The organism is Paenibacillus sp. MY03 (genome assembly GCF_002165585.1).
GTDB classification, from domain to species: Bacteria; Bacillota; Bacilli; order Paenibacillales; family Paenibacillaceae; genus Pristimantibacillus; species Pristimantibacillus agaridevorans.
Genome location: NZ_MXQD01000011.1, coordinates 248,683 through 268,363, shown reverse-complemented (window position 1 = coordinate 268,363; position 19,681 = coordinate 248,683). Strand labels below are relative to the sequence as shown.

The window sequence follows — 19,681 nt, the reverse complement described above, 5'->3', positions numbered from 1 at the left end:
TTGTACTGTCTACTTGACGGGGAGCAGTTCAGAACAGGGAACAAAACGCGGCTTCCTGGGGGCAGCGCTAATGCTGGTCTTATTGACGGTATTGCTGGCGGCTTGCGGCGGCGGAAACAACGGCGGCGAGGAGAAGGAAAACGCCAAAACCGTTACGACGGCGTTCGGGGATATCCAGATCCCCACGTCGCCCAAACGTATTATTGCGGACGACTACGTAGGAAGCTTGATTGCGCTTGATGCCATTCCGGTGGGGACTCCTGGCCTGCATCTAAAAAATCCCTATTATGTAGAGGCGCTTGAAGGTGTAGCTGATATCGGCGAATACGGCAATTCGTCGCCTGAGAAGATGATGGAATTGGATCCGGATTTGATTATTACGGCTACAGACGATCCGAAACGGTTCGAGCAGATGAATAAAATCGCGCCAACGATTTCGGTTCCCTACGGCGATCTGAAAAATGCGCATGAAGAGATCGCCTATTTCGGCGAACTGCTGGGCTTGGAGGACAAAGCCAATGCATGGCTCAAGGATTACGACGAACGGATTGCGGCCGCCAAGCAGCGCGTGGATGCGGTCATCCAGCCTGACGCCACCTTTACGATTCTGGAGCTCGGGGACAAGTCCGTCTGGGCTTACGGGGATAATTTTGGCCGCGGAGGACAACCCATCTATCAATCATTGGGAAGAAAGCCGAGAGCCGATGTAGCGGAGGAACTGATGGAGAAGCAGTGGATGGAATTGTCTATGGAGACATTGGCCGGCTATGTGGGCGATTATATTGTATTAACGGTCGGGGATGTTAACGAATGGACGATAGACAAGCTCAAAGCCGATCCAATCTGGGGTTCGCTTGCGGCGGTGAAGCAGAATCAAGTGTACATCTGGCAGGAAGAACGTTCCTGGTATTACGATCCCATTGCCGTATTAAGCCAAACGGAGGAGCTGGCGGACTGGTTGGCGAAGTAAGCGCACTGCAGGTGCTGGAAGGGTGAAGCGCCAAAGTTGCCTCCCGATTCTCGGCTTGCCATGAGCTTCTCGATTTGGTATAGTATAGAGATGCGAGCCTATGGCTCGTTCCTTGCTCCATTTTATGGGGCCGCTAGTCCAAAAGGAGGTGAAACAATATGCGCAAATATGAAGTGATGTACATCATTCGTCCAGACGTCGAGCAAGAAAACGTTCAAGCTCTCGTCGAGAAATTTAATGGCATCATCTCCAATGGCGGAGAGGTCACGAAATCCGAAGTGATCGGCAAACGCCGTCTTGCGTATGAGATCAACAAGCTTCGTGATGGTTACTTCGTTCTGGTACATTTCAACGCAACGACTGAAGTTGTAAATGAACTTGACCGTATCATGAAGATCCAAGACGAAGTCATTCGTTCGTTGATCGTCAGAGACGTAGCTTAGTCTAGTCCACGCAAGGGAATGGGGAGGTCGATGAGATGTTGAACCGTGTCATACTGATTGGCAGATTGACGAGGGATCCCGAGCTGCGTTATACGCCTGCCGGAGTTGCGGTAACGCAATTCACGCTAGCTGTAGACCGGCCATTCTCGTCAGCAGGTCAAGGCGGAGAACGCGAGCGCGAAGCGGATTTCATTCCGATCGTTACATGGCGTCAGCTGGCTGAAACATGCGCAAACTACTTACGCAAAGGTCGTTTAGCGGCCGTTGAAGGACGCATTCAAGTGCGGAATTACGAGAACAATGAGGGCAAACGTGTGTATGTAACGGAAGTTATTGCAGACAATGTCCGGTTCCTGGAGTCCAATCGCGAGAACAGCGGAGCTCCGCGTGATGAGAACAGCGGCGGTGGAGGCGGATACGGCGGCGGCAATTCGGGCGGCGGATACAGTGGAGGAAGCAATGCTGGCGGTGGTGGTTCATCCTATGGCGGCGGAAGCCGTTCGGGCGGATCGCGCAACGACGGCAATAGCAACAGCGATCCTTTCAAGGATGACGGACGTCCAATCGACATTTCCGAAGATGATTTACCATTTTAATTTTCTACGAGAAGGAGGATGTACACCATGGCTTTCAAACCAAGAGAGAACGGCGGCGACGAGCGTCCAGAGCGTAAGTTCAGCGGACGTAAAGGCGGACGCAACAAACGTCGTAAAGTTTGTTTCTTTACTGTAAACAAAATTACTCACATTGACTATAAAGACACGGATCTGCTTAAGAAGTTTATCAGCGAGCGCGGCAAAATTTTGCCACGTCGCGTAACGGGCACAAGCGCGAAATATCAACGCTTGCTGACAGTTGCAATTAAACGTTCCCGTCAGATCGCATTGCTGCCTTACACAACAGAATAGTTCGTGCTAGTGCAGAACGGAGAAACCCACAAGCCAGGACACTTGAAAAAGTGATCCGTGCGTGGGTTTTTTTGTGTTTGTATGGCTAAGAAAACATACGCCGAGTGCATAGCGGTTGACAGAACTAAAAGAACACTGTAATATGCCTGTATACCCCACAGGGTATAAAGTTTAGTCAAAATAATACCCATACGGGTATTGAAAGTCTACTGACTCTCACTCGGTGAAACTATGGCAGGTTGTTAGCGGAGAAACCAGAGCAACATACTGGCTCCCTCCCAAAGATGCAACCGAAGTCATTTTCGACTTTGAGCCGCTAGAGGAAGGAAAAGAAATTAAGGTTGGTCATTCTAATATCCGGATCCAGCCTATCTATTCTCCGGGTCATACGATCGGAAGCACGTCCTTAATCATTGACGAACAATACTTGCTTAGCGGGGATATCCTATTTGTCGAGTCTATCGGTCGTCCGGATAATGAATTCAGGCGAAGCTGTAGGAAGGAGATTATTTTTTTGACCAAAATAATACCCTATAGGGTATGTAGGAAAGGGTTTCTGTTAAGGGCATGGATATCATGTTAATTACCGTCTTATTTGCCATCGGGATTCTCGCCGTATTGTTCATCGCAACTGTCATTAAAATTTGGCTTGATATTCTAACATAACTTAGGGGAGTGTTTGCGAGATGGCGGGAAAATATTCGAAAGACATGCTGCCGCAGGAAGTAAAAGAACGATTAGCAAAAGGTGAAAAGCTGAACATTATTGATGTGCGAGAGTCGGATGAGTGGGAATCTGGCCATATCCCGAACGTTAAGCACCTCCCGCTAGGTTCGCTGGGGCAAAGACTAGGAGAGTTGGATCGGAAGAAGCCCTATATTGTCGTATGCCGAAGCGGAAACCGCAGCGGATTGGCATGCGAACGGCTTGAAGAATTAGGGTATGACGTCTGCAATATGCCCGGGGGCATGTCCCTCTGGGAAGGAGAGGTAGTTTCAGGGATTTAAAACACAAGAGAGGAGTCGATCATATGACAGCCATGATTCAAACGAATCAAACGTTAAACCGCGAGGGCTTGGCGTTACGTTCTGGCGATTGAATACGCTGGAAGAATTGCTCGACGGAATCGAATATGCCGGCGTTGCGGCTTATTTGGGAGATGCCGCAGATGCGAAGGTGAACTTATTTATTTGATCCTCGACTCCCCAATGTGTTTATAATATATCTATACATGTATCGGGGGGGATTCCAAATGAAATACGATGATGATATGAAACGGCGCCTGCGAAGAGCCGAAGGACAAATACGCGGTGTATTAAAAATGATGGAAGAAAACAAAAACTGCAAGGACGTCGTAAGCCAACTCTCAGCTGTCCGCAGCGCCGTCGACAAAACGCTGGCGCTTGTAGTAGCGGTAAACCTGGAGCAATGTATTCATGAAGAGCTGGAGAAGGGTGGGGACACCAGTAATGTTGTCCAAGAAGCTGTTGGGCTGTTAATCAAAAGCAGGTAGAAGTAAATATTGGGGCTGTCCCAAAAATTATCAAATGACAGGGGAATGTGTCAATTTATACGTGAAATTACGTGGAAGGACCTTGAGTTCCATTTTAAAGTGGAATTCGAGGTCCTTTTTCATGTGAAAATCCGACTTCACGTGAGGCTCGAAAAATCACAAATTGGCTTTGGGATAGCCTCTTTCTTTGGACACCAATAAGGTCGTGTATGTCCATTAGAATTTCTAAAACCTAAAAAATCGAAGAATAGCGTCATTTATGTCCGATAGCTTACTGCACATCCAAAGGACGGCGACAGCGTTCTAAAGCTCGCTGAATAGCAACCGAAATCATTAATACAAGCAGCTGACATTACTATCATTTCAAAAAATGTTCAAATTCATATCGTATCCTTAATTTATATCTAAATATGTTCATATTGGTGTAACGAGGTGGGCAAAAAATGTTTACGAATCATAAAACGATTGAACATGTATTTAAGGCATTGGAGACTTCGTCAATCGTTTCAATTATGAATGAAGAAGGAATCATTACGTACGTAAATGATTATTTCTGCGAAATTTCCAAGTTTAATAAAGATGAAATCATAGGTTTGAACCACCGGGTTGTGCATACAGGGTTCCACGCTCATGGCGGTTTTAATGATTTATGGGATCTTTTGAGACGAGGTCAAGTGTGGAAGGGCGAAATAAACAATCGTGCTAAGGATGGTGGCGATTACTGGATACATCTGACCATCGTTCCCTTTAAAAATGATGGCGATGTTGAATTTCAATATGTATCTATTGGAACGGATATATCCTTACGCAAAGATAATGAAAATAAATTATTGCAGACAATGGACAATTTGAGAGATATAGAAAATGCCTTGGATGCGTCCTCTATTGTTGCGGTTACGGATGCTAAAGGCGTAATCACTTATGTAAACGAAAAGTTCTGCGAAATATCCAAATACGATCGTGATGAACTGATTGGAAAAACACATCGTGTAATCAACTCGGGATTTCATCCTAAAAGCTTTTTTAAGACGATGTGGGAAACGATTAAACAAGGACGCGTCTGGCAAGGTGAAGTTAAAAACAGAGCCAAAGACGGCAGCGAGTATTGGATGAATACAACCATCGTACCTTTTCTTGATGACTATAATAACCCGCGTCAATTTATTTCCATTCGTACAAATATTACGGATCGAGTAAATGCAGAAACGGCACTGGCCGAGCGAACGACTCAATTGGCAAAAGCGCATGACGAGGCCATAAAAGCGAGCCTGATTAAAAGTCAATTTCTGGCTAACATGAGTCATGAGTTGCGAACTCCGCTAAATGCGATTATTGGTTATAGTGAAATGCTGCAGGAAGAGGCAGAAGAGATCGGCGAGACTTCCTTTGTAGCGGACTTATCCAGAATCAGCAAAGCAGGCAATCATCTCCTTAGCCTGATCAATGATATCCTGGACATTTCCAAGATAGAAGCTGGAAAAATGGAGCTGCATCTGGAGACCTACCTCCTATCGGAATTAATTCACGATGTGATGACTACGATTGGACCGTTGGTAGACGGAAAGGGAAACAGGCTGCAATTGAGTTGCGAAGAAAGCGGAGAAATTACGGCCGATATAACAAAATTAAAACAAATTCTTATTAATTTGTTAAGCAACGCCAACAAGTTTACCGAGAACGGGCTGATTGAATTCAAGGTTTATAAGGAAGTCAGGGATTCTCGGCAGGGTTACGAATTTTTTGTTCGGGATACGGGCATTGGCATGACGCCAGAGCAGCTCGAAAAGCTTTTTCACCCATTTACGCAGGCTGATGCATCTACCACACGCAAATATGGAGGCACGGGTCTAGGGCTCGCGATTAGTCAGAGCTTTAGTGAGATTATGAGTGGAGATATACGGGTGGATAGCGTATATGGAAAGGGAACGACCTTTATCTGCTGGCTGCCGACTGACTTGTAGATGGTATCGTTTATTGAAGATGCAAAAGTATGCACAAGTGAATAACTCAAAAAGGGTGACGTCGAAAAAAGTTATCCCCATGTGGATAAAGGGGCTGGCGAATTCGAATCGCCTTTTGAGCATGGAATTTTATTGATCGTAAAGATGGCTAAAAAGGAGATCGAAACAGAATAAGAGAGAATAACACGGATGTAAGCGTTTAAACCCATAATGGTATTCAGTAGATCGCTTGTGGATTCTGTGTATAATAAAAATCGTCAAATATCGGCCCCGACCTCTCTGAGAGTGGGAGGTCACCAATTACTAGGGCGTGTCTGAATACTCCGAGGGGAGCAGATTTTCAGACACGACCTAGAGGAGAGAGAGGAATTATTTCTTTGTTACAACAACTGAAAAACACATGGTTTTTTAACGTCAGAGGGGATCTGCTGGCCGGCATTACGGTCGCGCTTGCGCTGATTCCGGAAGCCATAGCCTTCTCGATCATTGCGGGTGTCGATCCCATGGTCGGGCTGCATGCGTCATTTTGTATCGCGGTTATCATCTCCATTACGGGCGGACGACCAGGGATGATCTCCGCGGCAACAGGCGCAATGGCGGTGCTGATGGTAACGCTGGTAGCCGATCACGGGATTGAGTACCTATATGCGGCTACGATTCTGACGGGCATTATACAGTTTCTGATGGGTATGCTCAAGCTGGGGCGGTTTATTACGTTCGTTCCGCATTCCGTAGTCATTGGGTTCGTGAACGCGCTGGCGATTTTGATCTTTATGACACAGCTCGTCCAATTCGAGAATGTCACCTGGGTCATGTATGTGCTCGTAGCAGCAACATTACTCATTATTTATGGACTGCCGTTGCTGACTAAAGCCGTGCCTTCCGCGCTTGTCGCAATTATCGTCATGACTTGCGTGACCGTATTCGGCGGCATTCAAGTGAACACGGTCGGCGACATGGGCAATATTACGCGTTCGCTGCCGAGCTTTCATATTCCCGACGTTCTGTTTAACTGGGAGACGCTGATGATTATACTGCCGGTCTCGTTTACGATGGCGATCGTCGGATTGCTGGAATCTTTAATGACGGCAACGATCCTCGACGAAGCGACGGAGACGAAGAGCAATAAGAACAGGGAAGTGCGCGGACAAGGCATCGCGAACACGATTACCGGATTTTTTGGAGGTATGGCGGGCTGCGCGATGATCGGACAATCTGTCATCAACGTCAAATCGGGGGGCCGGGGCAGACTGTCCACGCTGGTGGCAGGTGCCGTGCTGTTGTTCCTGATTATGGTGCTTGGCGATGTGGTCAAAAGCATCCCGATGGCGGCGTTGGTCGGTGTCATGATTATGGTGTCAATCGGCACCTTCGATTGGGGCTCTATTCTGAATGTAAGAAAGATCCCGTTGTCAGACACCATTATCATGGTAGTGACCGTTGCGGTGGTGGTGTACACGCATGATCTCGCAAAGGGCGTTATGGTCGGCGTGATCATGAGTGCGCTTCTCTTTGGATGGCGTATGGCCAAGCTGCATGCCGACATGCATGTCACGGAACAGGGCATTAAGCATTATCGGATTCGGGGCCAAATGTTCTTTGGCACGATGAGCCACTTCGGCGAGTTGTTCGACCCGCAGCAGGATCCGCAACATATCGTGATTGATCTCGGCAGCTCTCATGTCTGGGATCACTCGGCGATTACGGCAATTGCAAAGGTTCTGGGCAAATATGAGGCGCAGGGCAAGACCGTGACAATAATCGGCTTGAACGAAGAGAGCAAGAAACTCGTGGACCGCGTTGGTTTGACCGTATCTGGCGGCCATTAAGGCTGAAAAGGCTGCCAGACGATACGTCCATCCATGGACTTCGTCTGGCAGCCTTTGTGTATGATGAATTTTTGCCCGGGCATTAACCGACGAGAATATGATCCTCGGGATAGCCGATCTTGGAGCTTTGTTTCTTTTGGGCGAGCGCGTACGCCAGCGTGAGAGGGCCTAACCGGCCCAAGAACATCGTAATGGTCACGACAATCTTGCCTGCCGTAGTCAACTCGCCGGTAAGCCCCATTGACAAGCCTGTTGTGCTGAACGCGGAGGTTGCTTCGAACAGGACAGCCAGGAAGTTGTCCTTCGCCACATCCTCCGTCACCGTAAGAATCAGGGTAACGGTTAATACAAAAGCCAGCGCCGTCATAACGACTGCCAGCGCTCGCATGACGGAATCCTGCGAGATCTTGCGCTCGAAGGCGTGGATTTGACCGCCGCCGCGGAAGGTCTGGATCGTCGACAGGATAAGGATGACCAGTGTATTGGTTTTGATGCCGCCGCCAGTACCTCCGGATCCCGCCCCGATAAACATCAGGATGATGAGGATGAACTGGGAGACGGCGAGCATGCTGCCGATATTAATGGTGTTAAAGCCAACGCTCCTGGGTGTCGTACTCTGCATGAGCGACGCCAAAAGCCGCTCGCCCGTGTTCAACGATCCGAAGGTTGCGCTGTTCCAGCTCTCCAGCAGGAAGATCAGCAAGAACCCTGCCAGGATCAATACGCCGGAGGAGATTAGCACGACCTTGGAGTGGAGCGACAGCTTGCGCCAGGAGCGCTTGCGAAGCATGTCCAGTATGACGATGTAACCAAGACCGCCGACGATAAATAAGAGGATCAGCGTCAAGTTGACGATGGGATCGCCGACGAACTGCATCAGGCTGTCGGACCATAGGGAAAATCCGGCATTGTTGAAGGCGGATACGGAGTGGAACAGGGCATAGTATGCCGCTTTGCCCAGTCCAAGCTCGCTCTGCCAGTGCAGCGTTAGAATCAGCGTGGCGATGGATTCGAATACGAATACGATAAGAACCATATACAGAGACAGCTTAACGAGCCCCTGCGCCGAAGTCGATTGAGTCGTCTGCTGAATAACGAGCCGCTGCCTGAGACCGATCTTCTTGCCCAGCAGAATAGCAACCATCACGCCGAGCGTCATAAAGCCGATGCCGCCAACCTGGATCAGAGCCATAATGATAATCTGACCGACGACGGAGAAGTCAGCGCCGGTATCCAGCACGGTCAGACCGTTTACACAAACGGCAGATACCGAGGTGAAGAGCGCATTAAGCAATCCGATGGAATGTCCGTCGCTAGACGAAAAGGGCATGCTGAGCAAAATCGCGCCGATCCAGATGAGCCCGAAGAACACGACGGTAATAAGCTGCGGCGGACTGATTTTATTTTTGAGATGATTGATGAAACGCTCGAGCCAAGGCTGTTCGTTTTTTTGGGGATGGCTATGCGCGTTCATAGTCGTTCTCCAGCTCGCGGATATCATCGTTGCTGCCTATGATGAGCAGCACGTCGCCCGTATGAATGGCATCCTCGGCCTTAGGCGAAATATTGATGCGATCGCCGGTTTTTATAGCCATGATGGTACAACCGTAGCGGGCGCGGATGTTGAGATCCTTGAGCGATTTGCCGTCCATGGCGGGAGGCGCGCCAATCTCCGCGAGGTTGTAGTCCGGCGACAGCTCGATGTAATCAATCAGGTTGTCCGAGCTAAGTTGATTGCCCAGTCGCGTCCCCATATCACGCTCCGGATAGATGACGTGATCGGCGCCGATTTTGCTGAGGACGTTGCCATGCATTTCATTTCGCGCTTTCGCGGTTACCTTTGGCACCTTTAATTCCTTAAGCAACAGCGTCGTCAGAATGCTCGCCTGCAAATCGTCGCCGATCGCTACGATGGCATGCGTGAAGTTGCTTGCTCCAAGCTCGCGCAGCACGTTTTCGTCCGTACAGTCCGCTTGCAGCGCATGGGTAGCGATGGGAGCCATCTCTTGGACGAGTTGTTCGTTCTTGTCGACTGCAAGCACTTCGTGTCCGTTTTGGATCAAAGTGCGGGTCAAGCTGGTGCCGAAGCGGCCGAGCCCGATCACCATAAATTGTTTCTTCAAGCGCTCACTTCCCAACTATCTATTGGATGATTAGTATTCGAACTATTAACTGTGATAAATCATAGGAGACAATTGGTTATTTGTCAAAGAGAATTAACAGACGTTTCTATTATAAAAGTAATCCCCTTACTGCGTATTTTTCATTCGGGTTATTGCGGTACAAATAGAACAGGGACAGCCCTTCGTCATATACGACTAAAGGGCTGTCCCTGTTTCATAATGAAGGCCGGCGGTGTAATTACGATCGGAGCTTTATTAGTGCGCGTTCAAACCTTTACTAGAATTTGTTCGCTTGCTCCTCCGAGATGTCGCCGATGTAGGGCAGCTTAAACATCTTGCCTTGCAAAGCCAGCAGCATGAGGGCTATCCACAAAATGAAGCTGATCGGGGCCAAAATAATCGAAATGAGCCATCCGATGACGGGAATCCAGCCCAGCACCAGATTGATGGCGACAATGGCCACAAATACGATCGTAGACTGCATCGCATGGAACTTAACGAAGCGGCTTTGCTTTTCCAGAACGAGGAAAATGATACCTGTAATGAAGCCGAGCAAATAACAAAGCAGGCCAGCCACCTTGGGATCCAAGCCAGTTGAAGACGGATCCGGATTTACTTGTACCGGTTGCATAATGGACGAGTCACGCTCCTTATGGACATAGTATTGCAAGAATTGTATTCGCCGTACATAAGCAATAGACCTTTTTTTGTTGCAAATATTGGTTGCGAAATGCGACAAGTTACCACAAATGGGATAAAATTTTTGTCATAGGTTTGTAACCCCTGCAACGTTGCCATCGTCTAGAATGATAAGAAAGCAAGGCTGCCGGTATAGAGACAGACGGAACCAAATCGCTTGGAGAGTGGACAATATGAAGAAGAAACATAAACGATTATATGCAATCGGAATCATTGCGGTCGTTCTACTGACCGCGGCGTATTTGAATCGGGGCGTGCTGGCAATGGCCGGCTTCGACTGGTTCTTGCAGGGTTCGCTTGAGAAAAGTTTGGAGAACACGTACAAGCCTGTCGAAAACCGTCAGCCTGTAAAACCTGTCGGAGTCGACAGGACGAAGCGGGATCCATTCTCCGTGCTGCTGCTCGGGGTGGACCAACGGGACAACGAGATAGGACGGTCCGACACGCTGATCTACACGATCGTGCGCCCGAATGACGGCAAGATGCTGCTCGTATCCATTCCGCGGGATCTCTACGTCGAGATTGTGGGCAGAGACAGCAAGGACAAGATCAACCATGCTCATGCCTTCGGAGGGCCTGGGATGACGATGGATACGGTAGAAATGCTGCTGGACGCCCCAGTCAATCATTACGCTTCTATTAACTTCGAGGGCTTCCGCGCTGCCATCGACGCGATGGGAGGCATCGCGCTTCCAATCGAGGAGGACATCGTCAACAAAGGTTACGGACACGAAAAATTCGTCATCAAGGGCGGACAGGACCTTTATGGCGGCACGGACGCGCTCAACTTCGTGAGGTACCGCGAAGACGCGGGCGGGGATATGAGCAGGACGGAGCGACATCAGCAGTTCCTTCATGCTATTATAGAGAAGGCGACGAGTTTGAAGCAGTGGAATAAGATTCCTTCATTTATTGACATTATGGGCGACAATTTTAGCACCGACATGCCGCCTGGGCAGTTGATCGACATGTCGCAAGCTATGCTGACAAAGAGCGGCCTGACGATGTACAGCCATACGCTGCTCGGTCAAGGCGGTCGCTTGGAGGCAGGCGGGGCTTGGTATTATTTTGCCGACAAAGAGGACTTGCAGCAAGTACAGACCATGATTCATAATTGGCTGGATGCCGACGCGCCGTCCGCGAGTCTGATCCTCCCTCCGAAGTACACGGCGACAGTGGAGAAGGAGGTACAGTCGCTCTCCAGCGCGTCCGGTCAATAGAACGGAGTGAAACAAAGGATGAATATCGCGTTTTTCCTGCTGCCGAAGCAAGAGGTCGTATGTTTGACCTATGACACGACGCTGCGGCAAGCGCTGGAACGGATGGAATATCATCGTTACTCGGCCGTACCGATTCTCCACTCGGATGGCACGTATTACGGAACGGTCACCGAAGGCGATCTGCTCTGGTTTATGAAGAGCCGGCCGGATCTGACATTCGAGACGACCAACAAGGTAAAGCTTGCCGAGGTGCCGCTGAGGGTCACGAACAAAGCGGTAAATATCGACGCTAATATGGATGATATGATCTCGCTGGCCAAGGTACAGAACTTCGTGCCTGTCGTGGACGACAGAAATCATTTTATCGGACTCGTAAGAAGAAGCGAAATTATCGATTATTGCCAACAGGGACTGTCCCAGCGGAGCTAGGGCGTGTCTGAATACTCCGAGGGGAGCAGATTTTGCCGAATTTTCGTTCGATGCAAGGAACTTTTGTGAAGGCGTACCGGGGGTACGTCAAGCAAAAGTGACGAAGCAGGGGGCGGAAAGGCGGTGAAAGATGCCCCTGAGCGGGTTTTCAGATACGGCCTAAGGCTCCCGGGGCAGTTTTTTTTTTGGGAGGGGACCTGAACGGAGTTTGGTCGCCGCTGGGCGCAGGCGCAAATGTTGGAATGGACGGGATGCATGCGGAAATCCGCTTTTGTGCTATAATGGGTGTTAAATGCCTGATAATCGGGTGTGCAAACGAAGCTGCAAGAGGTGAACCGATTGAAAACTGGGCTGAAACCCCTGCTGTGGAGCGGGGCGGCGTTTCTGCTGCTGTTGCTTCTCGCTGTACCTGTACTGAACTTGCCTGCATTGCTGTTCATGATGGTTCCGTATGTCGTTCTATATTCGACGCTATCCAAGGGAGCCTTCGCCCTTCACACGATTCCCGTGTGGGTAGCTGCCGCCCTGATCGTGGGACCGGCGGTGCTTATTATCGGACTGTTCTTCCTGCTGCCCGGCATAGCCATGGGTCACTTATACCGCAAAAAGGAACCTGCGGCCAAGGTGATCCGGATCGTCGGAGTCATCGTGCTGGCCCAGCTTATGCTGGAGCTGCTCGTATTCGAGCTGTTCCTGGATCTGTCCCTGCTTGATGAGATGAGCTCGATGATCCGCGACGTATTCGACACCGTGATGGCGCAGAACACGCTCGCGACGGAGTGGACCTCCTCGCACACGGACACGCTTATTCAAGTCATCATTAACATGATTCCGCTCACCTTCATCATTTTGGCGTACGTCTTGACGGTCGTGTCGCATTATCTCGCGAGAAGAATCGTAAACCGGAGCGGGCTTGAAGTGCCTGCCTTCCCTAAGGCAAGGGATTGGAAGCTTCCGCGCTCGCTCGTTATTTTCTATCTGATCGCATACGTGATGGATCTGTTCATGCTTAGTACGAGCAAGGCGTTCCTCCCGGTTGCACTGATGAATCTGGTGCCGCTGCTCAGTTATGTATTCGCGATTCAGGCGATCGGCTTCTTCTTCTATATTGCTCATCATCGCGATTGGAATAGGGCAGTTCCCGTTCTCATAGCCATCCCTGTGCTGCTGATTCCTCCGCTAAGCCTGATCGGCGTTCTGGATACGGCATTCCCGATCCGGAAGGCGTTCGTTAAATCCCAATAGCACAGGAGCGATACGTTCTATGCCTAAGTTTCTAATTACGAGATGGCACGGCATGCATCAAGTGGCTGCGCTTGCGGTGCTTGCCTTGCTGTCGGCCCTGCTCGCCTGGTTTCACTGGGCGGCAGGACTGGCCGGTCTTATCCTTACGATCGGGGTCGCCGTCTACAGCTACTTCGCGGAGCGGGCGTTCCGCAAGGACCTTAAGACGTATCTCGGCACTTTATCTTATCGCGTTAAAAAGGGCGGCAACGATGTCATCAGCGAGCTGCCGTTCGGCATTATTCTCTATAATGAAGATCGTACCGTGGAGTGGCATAATCCGTACATTGCAAAAATCTTCGAGCGCGACAACGCCATCGGCATGCCGCTGACGGAGCTGTTCCCGACGCTGCAGCATGCCAAGGATCGCGACGGCATCATCGAAGCGGCGGTAGGCTCGCAGATGTACCAGCTTATATTCCGGCCCAAAGAAAAAATTCTTTACGTCAAAAACATCACGGAATTGTGGCAGCTCAGCCGCAAATACGAGGACGAGAAGCTGTCCCTCGGCGTTGTGATGATCGACAACCTGGAGGAAGTGACGCAAGGTCTCGACGACCATCAGCGAAGCTCCCTGCTCGCGAAAGTGACGACGGAAATTACGGAATGGGCCCAGCAGTACAAAATCTATCTCAAGCGGCTCACGTCCGACCGGTTTCTGCTCGTTACCGATCATAAGACGCTCCGCCAGCTGGAGCATTCCAGATTTGTCATTCTTGACGAGGTGCGGGAGATGGCGGGCGAGCAGAAGATCCCCGTCACGCTCAGCATCGGATTTGCAGCCGGGGCCGAGGGGATTATGGAGCTCGGTCAATGGGCGCATACGAGTCTCGATATTGCGCTGGGCCGCGGAGGCGACCAGGCTGCCGTCAAGGTGGCGGGACGCCAGTCGTTCTACGGCGGCAAGAGCAACGCCGTAGAAAAGCGGACTCGCGTGCGGGCTCGCGTCGTGGCGCATGCGCTGCGGGACCTCATGAAGGAGAGCCACAACATCATTATTATGGGCCATAAGCTCCCCGACATGGATTCCATCGGCGCAGCCATCGGCGTGCTCAAGGCCGCGCAGCTCTTCGGCAAAGAAGCTTATATCGTACTTGAAGGAATCAATCCTTCTATGGAGAAGCTGATGGAGCTACTGCGCGAGGAAGAGAAGCTGTCCAAGCGGTTTATCTCCCCGGAGCAGGCATTGACGCTGATGACGCCGCAATCGCTGGCGGTCGTCGTCGACACGCATAAGGCTTCGCTCGTAAAGGAGCCGAAGCTGCTGACGGCGACGGACCGAATCGTCGTGATCGACCATCACCGCAGGGGCGAGGAGTTTATCAATCACGCGATTCTCGTCTATATGGAGCCTTATGCTTCTTCGGCTTGCGAGCTTGTCACCGAGCTGCTGCAATACATTCATGACCGGGTCGGGCTCGACATTAGGGAAGCGACTGCTTTGCTTGCCGGCATTACGGTCGACACGAAAAGCTTCTCGATGCGTACGGGAGCCCGTACGTTCGAGGCGGCTTCGTTCCTGCGAAGGAACGGGGCGGATCCCATGGTCATCCAGCGTATGCTGCAAGAGGATCTGGAAGGTTACGTCAGCAAGGCGGAGATTATTAAGCATGCCGAAGTAATGTACGACCATATCGCCATCGCGGTGGTAGAGCAGGGCGTGCGCAATTCGCAGCTGCTGATCGCCAAGTCGGCGGATACGCTGCTCAATATGACCGATATTCTGGCTTCGTTCGTCATTGGCGAACGACCGGATGGACTCATCGGGATCAGCGCTCGCTCCCTTGGGGGCATTAACGTGCAGGTCGTCATGGAGCGGATGGGCGGCGGCGGTCATCTGACGAACGCGGCGGCTCAGATGGAAGGCACGGTGGGCGAAGCCGCGGCCAAGCTTAAGCAAGTGCTGCACCAAATACAATCGGAAGAGGGGTTATTCGAATGAAAGTAATCTTTCTGCAAGACGTAAAGGGACAAGGGAAAAAAGGCGAGGTCAAGGATCTCTCCGAAGGATACGTACGCAACTTCCTGTTGCCGAAGGGGCTCGCGAAAGCGGCTTCCGACGGCAATCTGAAGACGCTTGAGGTGCAAAACGCTTCGGAAACGAAACGCAAGGCGAAGGAGAAGGAAGACGCTCAGGCGCTTGCGAAGAAGCTGGAAGAGATGACCGTGGTCGTAAAGGCGAAAGCCGGCGAAGGCGGCCGCCTGTTCGGCGCCGTTACGAGTAAGCAAGTAGCGGAGGCGCTCGCGGGCCTCGGCGTTAAGATCGACAAGCGCAAGATCGAGCTGGAAGACCCGATCCGTACGCTGGGCATGACCCAGGTGCCGGTCAAGCTGCATCCAGAAGTGAAAGCGAAGCTGAACGTTCAGACGGCTGAAGAATAAGCAAGAGCAATCATCAGGTTTAAGATAAGCGGAAGATGTCGGAGGTGGGCGTAGGCGAAGATTCGTCTGCGCCTGTCTTCCATTTTCCAAGAGCGATGACCGAGAGGAGAAGCGTGAAGCATGAGTACGGAATTAATGTTCGACCGGGTTCCCCCGCAAAATATGGAAGCCGAGCAGGCTGTTATCGGCGCCATACTGATTCAGCCGGAGGCGCTCATAACCGCGATGGAACGGGTTCGCAGCGAAGACTTCTACAGCAGCAGCCATAGCCGCATCTACGAAGCGATGATCGAGCTGGGCGAGAACAACCAGCCGGTCGATCTCGTTACTCTTACAGCCCATCTTCAAGATCAAGGCTTGCTGGAGGAGATTGGCGGCGTTAGCTACTTGGCCAAGCTGGCTAACGCCGTACCGACGGCGGCCAACATTGATTATTACGCGCAGATTGTCGAAGAGAAGTCGATGCTGCGAAGATTGATTCGGACCGCGACCAATATCGTGTCGGATGGGTATGCGAATGCAGAAGACGTCGGCGTGCTGCTAAGCGATGCCGAGAAAAAAATTCTGGAAATTTCCAACCGACGCTCCAGCGGCGGCTTCATCTCCATCCGCGATGTGCTCATGGAGGTATTCGAGAAGGTTGAGTTCCTGTACAGCAACAAGGGCGGGCCGACGGGCATTCCGTCAGGCTTCGTCGATCTCGACAGGATGACGGCCGGCTTTCAGCGAAGCGACCTTATTATCGTCGCGGCACGTCCTTCCGTGGGCAAGACCGCCTTTGCCCTTAACGTGGCTCAGAACGTTGGCGTGCGGGCCAAGGAGACGGTCGCGATCTTCTCGCTGGAGATGTCCGCCGCACAGCTCGTGCAGCGGATTATATGCGCCGAGGCCAATGTCGACGCGACCCGGATGCGAACTGGCAGCCTGGAAGGCGACGATTGGGAGAAGCTGACGATGGCGATCGGCGCCTTGGCCGAGGCCGAGATCTACATCGACGATACGCCGGGCATTACGGTAGCCGATATTCGCGCGAAGTGCCGAAGGCTGAAGAAGGAACGCGGGCTGGGCATGATTTTGATCGACTACCTGCAGCTGATCGAAGGGCGGGGCAAGGCAGGCGAGAATCGTCAGCAGGAAGTATCCGAAATTTCGCGGACGCTCAAGATGATTGCCAGGGAGCTGGAAGTGCCCGTCATCGCTCTGTCCCAGCTCAGCCGGGGCGTCGAGCAGCGGCAAGACAAACGCCCCATGATGTCCGACCTCCGGGAATCCGGCTCCATCGAGCAGGATGCCGACATCGTCGCGTTTCTGTACCGGGACGATTATTACGACAAGGAATCCGAGAAAAAGAATATTATCGAGATCATTCTCGCGAAACAACGGAACGGACCGGTCGGCACGGTCGAGCTGGTGTTCCTCAAAAACTTCAATAAATTCGTCAATCTGGACCGGGCGCATCAGGATCCGTCTCAGGCATCGTAAAATATCCGAACAATTGTGTGGACGTCCGCACAATTGTTCGTTTTTCGTTTGACTTCTACGCGTCGCACTGCTACACTATTAGTGCTGTCTTCTGGCAAGTGACGCGGTGAAGAACCCGGATCTGCCGCAAGGACGGTAATTTTCGATGTTTGTATGCATCGAACGGGGGTATGATTATGTCTACGGTTGTTGTTGTCGGTACGCAGTGGGGAGACGAAGGGAAAGGCAAAATCACCGACTTCCTTGCAGAGGGAGCTGACGTTGTTGCTCGTTACCAAGGAGGAAACAACGCCGGGCACACCATCCTCATCGACAATAAGAAATACAAATTAACGATGATTCCATCCGGTATTTTCAATCATGATAAAACTTGCGTCATCGGCAACGGCATGGTTATTAATCCTGCCGCTCTGATCGACGAAATTAACTATATTCACGAGAACGGCTTCTCCACGGAGAACCTGAAGATCAGCGACCGCGCGCATGTGATTATGCCGTACCATCTTGTGCTGGACGGCCTTGAGGAAGACCGCAAGGGCGATAACAAAATCGGCACGACGCGCAAGGGCATCGGTCCATGCTATATGGACAAAGCGGCCCGCAACGGCGTACGGATCAGCGATCTGATGGATGCGGAGGAATTCGAATCCCGCGTTCGCGCCATCATCGTAGAGAAAAACAACCTCATCGAGCAAGTCTACGGCGGAGAGGCGCTTGACGCGGACTCCATCGTAAAGGATTACCTGGGCTACGCGGAAGTGCTCCGTCCATATGTGACAGATACGTCCGTGGTGCTTAACGACGCTATCGACGAGGGCAAAAAGGTGCTCTTCGAGGGCGCACAAGGCGTCATGCTCGACATTGACCAAGGCACGTATCCGTTCGTAACGTCCTCCAACCCGTCCGCGGGCGGCGTCTGCATCGGCTCCGGCGTCGGTCCGTCCAAGATTCAGCAGGTTATCGGCGTTGCCAAGGCCTACACGACTCGCGTAGGCGACGGCCCGTTCCCGACGGAGCAGGACAACGAGATCGGCCAATTGATCCGCGACAAGGGTCATGAGTACGGTACGGTTACGGGACGTCCGCGCCGCGTCGGCTGGTTCGACACGGTTGTCGTCCGTCATGCGCGCCGCGTCAGCGGCATCACAGGTCTGTCCCTGAACTCGCTGGACGTATTGACTGGTCTGGACACCGTTAAGATTTGCACGGGCTACAAGTACCGCGGAGAGATTATCCAGCACTACCCTGCAAGCCTTAAGACGCTGGCCGAGTGCGAAGCGGTATACGAGGAGTATCCGGGTTGGAGCGAGGATATCTCGGGAGCGAAGAAGCTGGAGGATCTGCCGGCCAATACGCTGAACTACTTGAACCGCATCTCGGAGCTGACGGGTATTCCGATCGCTATCTTCTCCGTAGGCCGCAACCGCGAGCAGACGAATCCGGTTCGTCCGATCTACGAATAGAATAGCTGGTTAAAGCAGCAAGCCACAGCCATTGCCTGAAGGAGCGTAAGACGCTCCTTTAGACAATGGCTTTTTTTCTCCTGTAAGGCGGAATGCGGAATGTCCTCTCTCAACCTTGACCATACTGGTAGAAAGGAATGAACGGCTGCGAGAGGCAGAGGCTAAGATTGATGCCTGGAGCCGGCTTAGGAGATGATAGGATGTTTAGAGGATTGGCGTGGATCGCCAAGCTGGTGGCAGCGGGATTAATTATCAGCTTTTTGTCGATCTGGACGACGGGGTATATCGTAACGAGTTATGTAGAATCCATATTAAAGCAATACGAGCTGCCGATCGAAGTGCCGCCTATGGCGATGTCGGGCGTATGGGGCAAGCTGTGGGGCTCGGACCCGCATACGACGGCGGAGGAGAGCGGCGTAGAGAGCGCCAGCGGCGTCGAAGGCGGTTCGGAAGCGGACGGGGATTCGGAGGATTTCGCGGTTGAGAATAGCGGCTCAGCGGAAGACGACGGAGCCCAGGAAGCGTTTGGCCAGATCGAGGAGCCCCCTCTTACCGATGTCGGCGTAGGCAAAGGCAGCGGCGCGGCTGGAGGCGTCGAGCCGCCGGAAGGAGGCGGCACAGGCGCTGAGGGCCAGAATGGCGGAGCTGTCGCAGACGGCGGAACGCTGGAAGGCATCGGGGGATCGGACGGCGTAGACGGGACGGAGACGGCGCTGACGACGGACGAGTTGACGGAGACGAAGGATAAGATAAGCGACGAGGACAAAAATAAGCTGTTCGAATTATTGATGGCGAAGCTCCCCCAGGAGTCCTTGCAGCAGATCTCCGCGTACATGGAGGAAGGGCTTACAGAACGCGAATTAACCAACATTCAACAGATTATGGCACAGCATCTCGACAAGAAAGAGTATGAGGACATGATGAGCATTCTGAAAAAATATTAATATTACGTTGTGATGGCAACGGTTGCTCCAT

General features: G+C 51.7%; 19 protein-coding genes and 2 pseudogenes. 18 read left to right on the top strand and 3 right to left on the bottom strand.

The annotated features are described in order from the left end of the window. The first annotated feature begins 70 nt into the window (after positions 1-70). From B1748_RS13820 to B1748_RS13770, 10 genes and pseudogenes are all read left to right on the top strand, one after another. Positions 71-970, top strand: coding sequence for an ABC transporter substrate-binding protein (locus tag B1748_RS13820; RefSeq protein WP_087568499.1), 900 nt, complete (start codon positions 71-73; stop codon positions 968-970). A gap of 158 nt (positions 971-1,128) precedes the next feature. Further along, the gene (rpsF, locus tag B1748_RS13815) at positions 1,129-1,413 is read left to right on the top strand and encodes a 30S ribosomal protein S6 (RefSeq protein WP_087568498.1); all 285 of its coding nucleotides are present in this window, start codon (positions 1,129-1,131) and stop codon (positions 1,411-1,413) included. 35 nt (positions 1,414-1,448) lie between these two features. Next, entirely contained in the window at positions 1,449-2,009 is a 561-nt protein-coding gene (locus B1748_RS13810) for a single-stranded DNA-binding protein (RefSeq protein ID WP_087568497.1), read from the top strand. Between the two features lie 27 nt (positions 2,010-2,036). Then, on the top strand, positions 2,037-2,321 hold the full coding sequence (gene rpsR / locus B1748_RS13805) for a 30S ribosomal protein S18 (protein ID WP_087568496.1): 285 nt from the start codon (positions 2,037-2,039) through the stop codon (positions 2,319-2,321). Between the two features lie 253 nt (positions 2,322-2,574). Then, positions 2,575-2,796: pseudogene (locus B1748_RS37480) on the top strand (MBL fold metallo-hydrolase); the annotation flags it as partial. A gap of 211 nt (positions 2,797-3,007) precedes the next feature. Further along, a complete protein-coding gene (locus B1748_RS13795; RefSeq protein ID WP_087568495.1) occupies positions 3,008-3,328 on the top strand; it encodes a rhodanese-like domain-containing protein in 321 nt (106 codons plus the stop codon). Positions 3,329-3,428: 100 nt separating this feature from the next. Further along, positions 3,429-3,515 (top strand): annotated as a pseudogene (locus B1748_RS36845) (DsrE/DsrF/DrsH-like family protein); the annotation flags it as partial. A 58-nt stretch (positions 3,516-3,573) separates the two neighbouring features. After that, positions 3,574-3,834, top strand: coding sequence for a metal-sensitive transcriptional regulator (locus B1748_RS13785; RefSeq protein ID WP_087568494.1), 261 nt, complete (start codon positions 3,574-3,576; stop codon positions 3,832-3,834). Between the two features lie 443 nt (positions 3,835-4,277). Beyond that, positions 4,278-5,795, top strand: coding sequence for a PAS domain-containing sensor histidine kinase (locus tag B1748_RS13775; RefSeq protein ID WP_087568492.1), 1,518 nt, complete (start codon positions 4,278-4,280; stop codon positions 5,793-5,795). A gap of 377 nt (positions 5,796-6,172) precedes the next feature. Then, positions 6,173-7,624, top strand: coding sequence for a SulP family inorganic anion transporter (locus B1748_RS13770; protein WP_087568491.1), 1,452 nt, complete (start codon positions 6,173-6,175; stop codon positions 7,622-7,624). Between the two features lie 82 nt (positions 7,625-7,706). On the opposite strand, the gene B1748_RS13765 is transcribed toward B1748_RS13770, so the two are convergent. The 3 genes from B1748_RS13765 to B1748_RS13755 all read right to left on the bottom strand — a co-directional run bounded on the left by B1748_RS13765 (position 7,707) and on the right by B1748_RS13755 (position 10,378). Beyond that, positions 7,707-9,098 (bottom strand): TrkH family potassium uptake protein, encoded by a 1,392-nt coding sequence (locus B1748_RS13765; RefSeq protein WP_087568490.1) that lies wholly within the window; start codon positions 9,096-9,098, stop codon positions 7,707-7,709. Then, a complete protein-coding gene (locus B1748_RS13760; RefSeq protein WP_087568489.1) occupies positions 9,085-9,747 on the bottom strand; it encodes a potassium channel family protein in 663 nt (220 codons plus the stop codon). Before B1748_RS13760 ends, B1748_RS13765 begins: the two co-directional genes overlap by 14 nt. Positions 9,748-10,024: 277 nt before the next feature. Further along, complete coding sequence (locus B1748_RS13755) at positions 10,025-10,378, bottom strand: DUF4870 domain-containing protein (RefSeq protein ID WP_087568488.1); 354 nt, start codon at positions 10,376-10,378, stop codon at positions 10,025-10,027. Between the two features lie 241 nt (positions 10,379-10,619). Here B1748_RS13755 and B1748_RS13750 point away from each other — a divergent pair, with 241 nt between their 5' ends. The 8 genes from B1748_RS13750 to B1748_RS13715 all read left to right on the top strand — a co-directional run bounded on the left by B1748_RS13750 (position 10,620) and on the right by B1748_RS13715 (position 19,650). Then, positions 10,620-11,666, top strand: coding sequence for an LCP family protein (locus B1748_RS13750; RefSeq protein ID WP_087568487.1), 1,047 nt, complete (start codon positions 10,620-10,622; stop codon positions 11,664-11,666). Positions 11,667-11,684: 18 nt separating this feature from the next. Then, a complete protein-coding gene (locus B1748_RS13745) occupies positions 11,685-12,095 on the top strand; it encodes a CBS domain-containing protein (RefSeq protein WP_087568486.1) in 411 nt (136 codons plus the stop codon). Positions 12,096-12,434: 339 nt separating this feature from the next. Further along, positions 12,435-13,340: a DUF2232 domain-containing protein gene (locus tag B1748_RS13740; protein ID WP_373271274.1), complete on the top strand. Its 906-nt coding sequence runs from the start codon at positions 12,435-12,437 to the stop codon at positions 13,338-13,340. A 19-nt stretch (positions 13,341-13,359) separates the two neighbouring features. Continuing rightward, on the top strand, positions 13,360-15,321 hold the full coding sequence (locus tag B1748_RS13735) for a DHH family phosphoesterase (protein WP_087568485.1): 1,962 nt from the start codon (positions 13,360-13,362) through the stop codon (positions 15,319-15,321). Further along, positions 15,318-15,761 carry a 50S ribosomal protein L9 gene (gene rplI, locus B1748_RS13730; protein ID WP_087568484.1) on the top strand — a complete coding sequence of 148 codons (444 nt, stop codon included), beginning with the start codon at positions 15,318-15,320 and terminating at the stop codon, positions 15,759-15,761. The genes B1748_RS13735 and rplI overlap by 4 nt, the downstream gene beginning before the upstream one ends. 120 nt (positions 15,762-15,881) lie before the next feature. Further along, positions 15,882-17,243 (top strand): replicative DNA helicase, encoded by a 1,362-nt coding sequence (dnaB, locus tag B1748_RS13725; RefSeq protein ID WP_087568483.1) that lies wholly within the window; start codon positions 15,882-15,884, stop codon positions 17,241-17,243. A gap of 176 nt (positions 17,244-17,419) precedes the next feature. Then, the gene (locus tag B1748_RS13720) at positions 17,420-18,706 is read left to right on the top strand and encodes an adenylosuccinate synthase (protein ID WP_087568482.1); all 1,287 of its coding nucleotides are present in this window, start codon (positions 17,420-17,422) and stop codon (positions 18,704-18,706) included. 200 nt (positions 18,707-18,906) lie between these two features. Then, a complete protein-coding gene (locus B1748_RS13715; RefSeq protein ID WP_087568481.1) occupies positions 18,907-19,650 on the top strand; it encodes an ICP22 family protein in 744 nt (247 codons plus the stop codon). The last annotated feature ends 31 nt before the right edge of the window (positions 19,651-19,681 follow it).